This window comes from Caulobacter sp. AP07 (genome assembly GCF_000281955.1).
GTDB lineage: Bacteria > Pseudomonadota > Alphaproteobacteria > Caulobacterales > Caulobacteraceae > Caulobacter.
Window position 1 is genome coordinate 1 of sequence record NZ_AKKF01000259.1, and the last position, 2,567, is coordinate 2,567.

Annotated in this window: 3 protein-coding genes; 1 reads left to right on the forward strand and 2 read right to left on the reverse strand. The window is 69.5% G+C overall.

From position 1 onward, the window contains the following. Positions 1-65: 65 nt before the first annotated feature. Positions 66-896, reverse strand: a complete 831-nt coding sequence (map, locus tag PMI01_RS22900) for a type I methionyl aminopeptidase (RefSeq protein ID WP_007674889.1) — start codon at positions 894-896, stop codon at positions 66-68. 10 nt (positions 897-906) lie between these two features. Continuing rightward, positions 907-1,635, reverse strand: coding sequence for a DNA/RNA nuclease SfsA (sfsA, locus tag PMI01_RS22905; RefSeq protein ID WP_007674892.1), 729 nt, complete (start codon positions 1,633-1,635; stop codon positions 907-909). Positions 1,636-1,686: 51 nt separating this feature from the next. Between sfsA and PMI01_RS22910 the strand changes: the two genes are divergently transcribed. Next, positions 1,687-2,451: a competence/damage-inducible protein A gene (locus PMI01_RS22910; protein WP_007674893.1), complete on the forward strand. Its 765-nt coding sequence runs from the start codon at positions 1,687-1,689 to the stop codon at positions 2,449-2,451. The last annotated feature ends 116 nt before the right edge of the window (positions 2,452-2,567 follow it).

The following is a 2,567-nucleotide window of genomic DNA, read 5'->3' on the forward strand; positions in this document are numbered from 1 at the left end:
CCCTCACCCTCCCACCGCTGCGCGGCGGGCCCCTCCCTCTCCCCTCCGGGAGAGGGCGAAAATCGTCACCCGCCCAGGATCGGCGGCTGGAACAGCCCGGTCGGCGAACCGGTGAACACCTCGTAGCCGTCCTCGGTGACGCCGATCGAGTGCTCGCACTGGGCCGACAGCGACTTGTCGCGGGTCACGGCGGTCCAGCCGTCGCCCAGCACCTTCACCGCGCTCTTGCCCAGGTTCACCATCGGCTCGACGGTGAAGAACATGCCCGGCTTCAGCACCGCGCCCTGGCCGGGACGGCCGAAGTGCAGGATGTTGGGGGCGTCGTGGAACACCTTGCCCAGGCCGTGGCCGCAGAAGTCGCGGACCACGCTGCAGCGCTGGGCCTCGACATAGGACTGGATCGCGTGGCCGATGTCGCCCAGCGTCGCGCCCGGCTTCACTGCCGCCAGGCCGCGGGCCATGCCTTCGTAGGTGATCTCGACCAGGCGGCGGGCGCGCGGGCCCACCTCGCCGACGCCGTACATCCGCGAGGTGTCGCCGTGCCAGCCGTCGACGATCACCGTGACGTCGATATTGACGATGTCGCCCTCGCGCAGCGCCCATTCGCCGGGGATGCCGTGGCAGACCACGTGGTTGCGCGAGATGCACACCGTCTTGGGGTAGCCGCGATAGAACAGGCAGGCGGGCAGGGCGCCGTGGTCGAGGATGAACTCGCGGGCCAGGGTGTCCAGATAGTCCGACGACACGCCCGGCTTCACGTGCGGGATCAGCATGTCCAGGCACTCGGCGGCCAGCTTGCCGGCCCGGCGCATGCCCTCGAAGTCGGCGGGCTTGTGGATCTTGATCGCGCCGGTGCGGGTCTCGGCTTCGATCTCGGTCACGTCTTCAAGGGTCATGGCGGTGGTCTCAAACTGACGGCGCGTCCCGCCCCCTTGGAGGGAGATGGGGGATGCGCCGGGAAATGCGGATTTCGTCGGGGCTTATGTCGCAACGATAGCACAGAACTTCAACGCCCGCTGCCGCCGCGTCGTCCAAACCCCGCGCATAGACCGGATCCAGGTCCGCGCAGGCGGCGAACCCGTCGCAGTCGGTGCGCTGGATGACGAACAGCTGCACGGCCCGCGCGCCCTTGGCGACCTCGGCGGCGAGGTCCTTCAGGTGCTTGGCGGAACGGGCGGCGACGCAGTCGGGGAACTCGGCCAGGGTCCCGTCGCGACGGTAGTGGCAGTTCTTGACCTCCAGCCAGCAGGGCGGGCGGTCGGGATGGGTGAGCAGGAAATCGACCCGGCTGGCCTGGCTGTACTTCACCTCCGGGCGGATCACCGCGTAGCCGGACAGCTCGGGAATGGCGTCGGCCGCCAGAGCCTCGGCGACCAGCCTGTTGGGGTTCATGGTGTTGACCCCCACCAGCCCGCCATCCGCCTCGACCAGTTGCAGCGTCCAGGCCAGCTTGCGCTTGGGATCGCCGGACCACGACACCCAGGCGGCCAGGCCGGGGTCCTTCAGGCCCAGCATCGCGCCGGGGTTGGGACAGTGGGCGGTGATCGCCCGTCCGTCGTCCAGCACCATGTCGACGAAGAAGCGCTTGTAACGCTGGACGATGACGCCGCGCGCCATCGGTTGCGGGAGGAGCATGGGGGCCTTAAGTCGGACTGCGAAGATGTTCGGATGTAGGGGATCGGGATCATGACCACCAGCGAGCGCGTGACGGCGGCGGTTCTGATCATCGGCGACGAGATCCTCTCGGGCCGGACCCAGGACGTGAACCTCAACGCCATCGCCAAGTACCTGGCGGCCTACGGCGTCGACGTCTGCGAGGTGCGGATCGTGCCCGACGTCGAGCAGGAAATCGTCGATGCGGTCAACGCCCTGCGCCACCGCTACGACTACCTGATCACCACCGGCGGCATTGGCCCGACCCACGACGACATCACCGCCGATTCGGTGGCCAAGGCGTTCGGCGTCACCGCCCCCGAGCATCCTGAGATCATGGCCCTGCTGCGCGAGCGCTGGGGCGAACCCAACGCCGCCCGCCGGCGCATGGCCCATGTGCCCGAGGGCGGGACCCTGGTGAAGAACCCGGTCCAGGGACCGCCCGGCTTCCAGATCGGCAACGTCTTCGTACTGGCCGGGGTGCCGGCCATCATGCGCGGCATGCTGGGCGATGTCGGCCCGCGCCTGCGCACCGGGGCGGTGGTGATCAGCAAGACCGTCCGGGTCACCGGCTCCGGCGAGGGCACGATCGCCGCGCCGCTGGAAGGGGTGGCCAAGGCCCATCCGGACCTGTCGATCGGCAGCTATCCGTTCTTCGCCCCGCCCGACCTCTACGGCGCCAGCCTGGTGATTCGCGGCCGCGATCCGGCCCAGGTCGACGCGGCGGTCGAGGAACTGGTCGCGGCGTTGACCGAGGCCGGGGTCAAGGGAATCGAGCGGATGCCGGAGGGGGCCTAACAAACCCCGCTCATCACGCTCCGCTGTCATCCCGGACAAGGCCCGCAGGGCCGCCGATCCGGGACCGCCGGAAGCGCCGAGTTCACGCGTCGGTCCCGGATCTTCGCGCTGCGCGC

Excerpts from the sequence above, each read along its gene's own strand:
- map (WP_007674889.1), bottom strand. The coding sequence starts at position 896 with ATGACCCTTGAAGACGTGACCGAGATCGAAGCCGAGACCCGCACCGGC.
- PMI01_RS22910 (WP_007674893.1), top strand. The coding sequence starts at position 1,687 with ATGACCACCAGCGAGCGCGTGACGGCGGCGGTTCTGATCATCGGCGAC.
- sfsA (WP_007674892.1), bottom strand. The coding sequence starts at position 1,635 with ATGCTCCTCCCGCAACCGATGGCGCGCGGCGTCATCGTCCAGCGTTAC.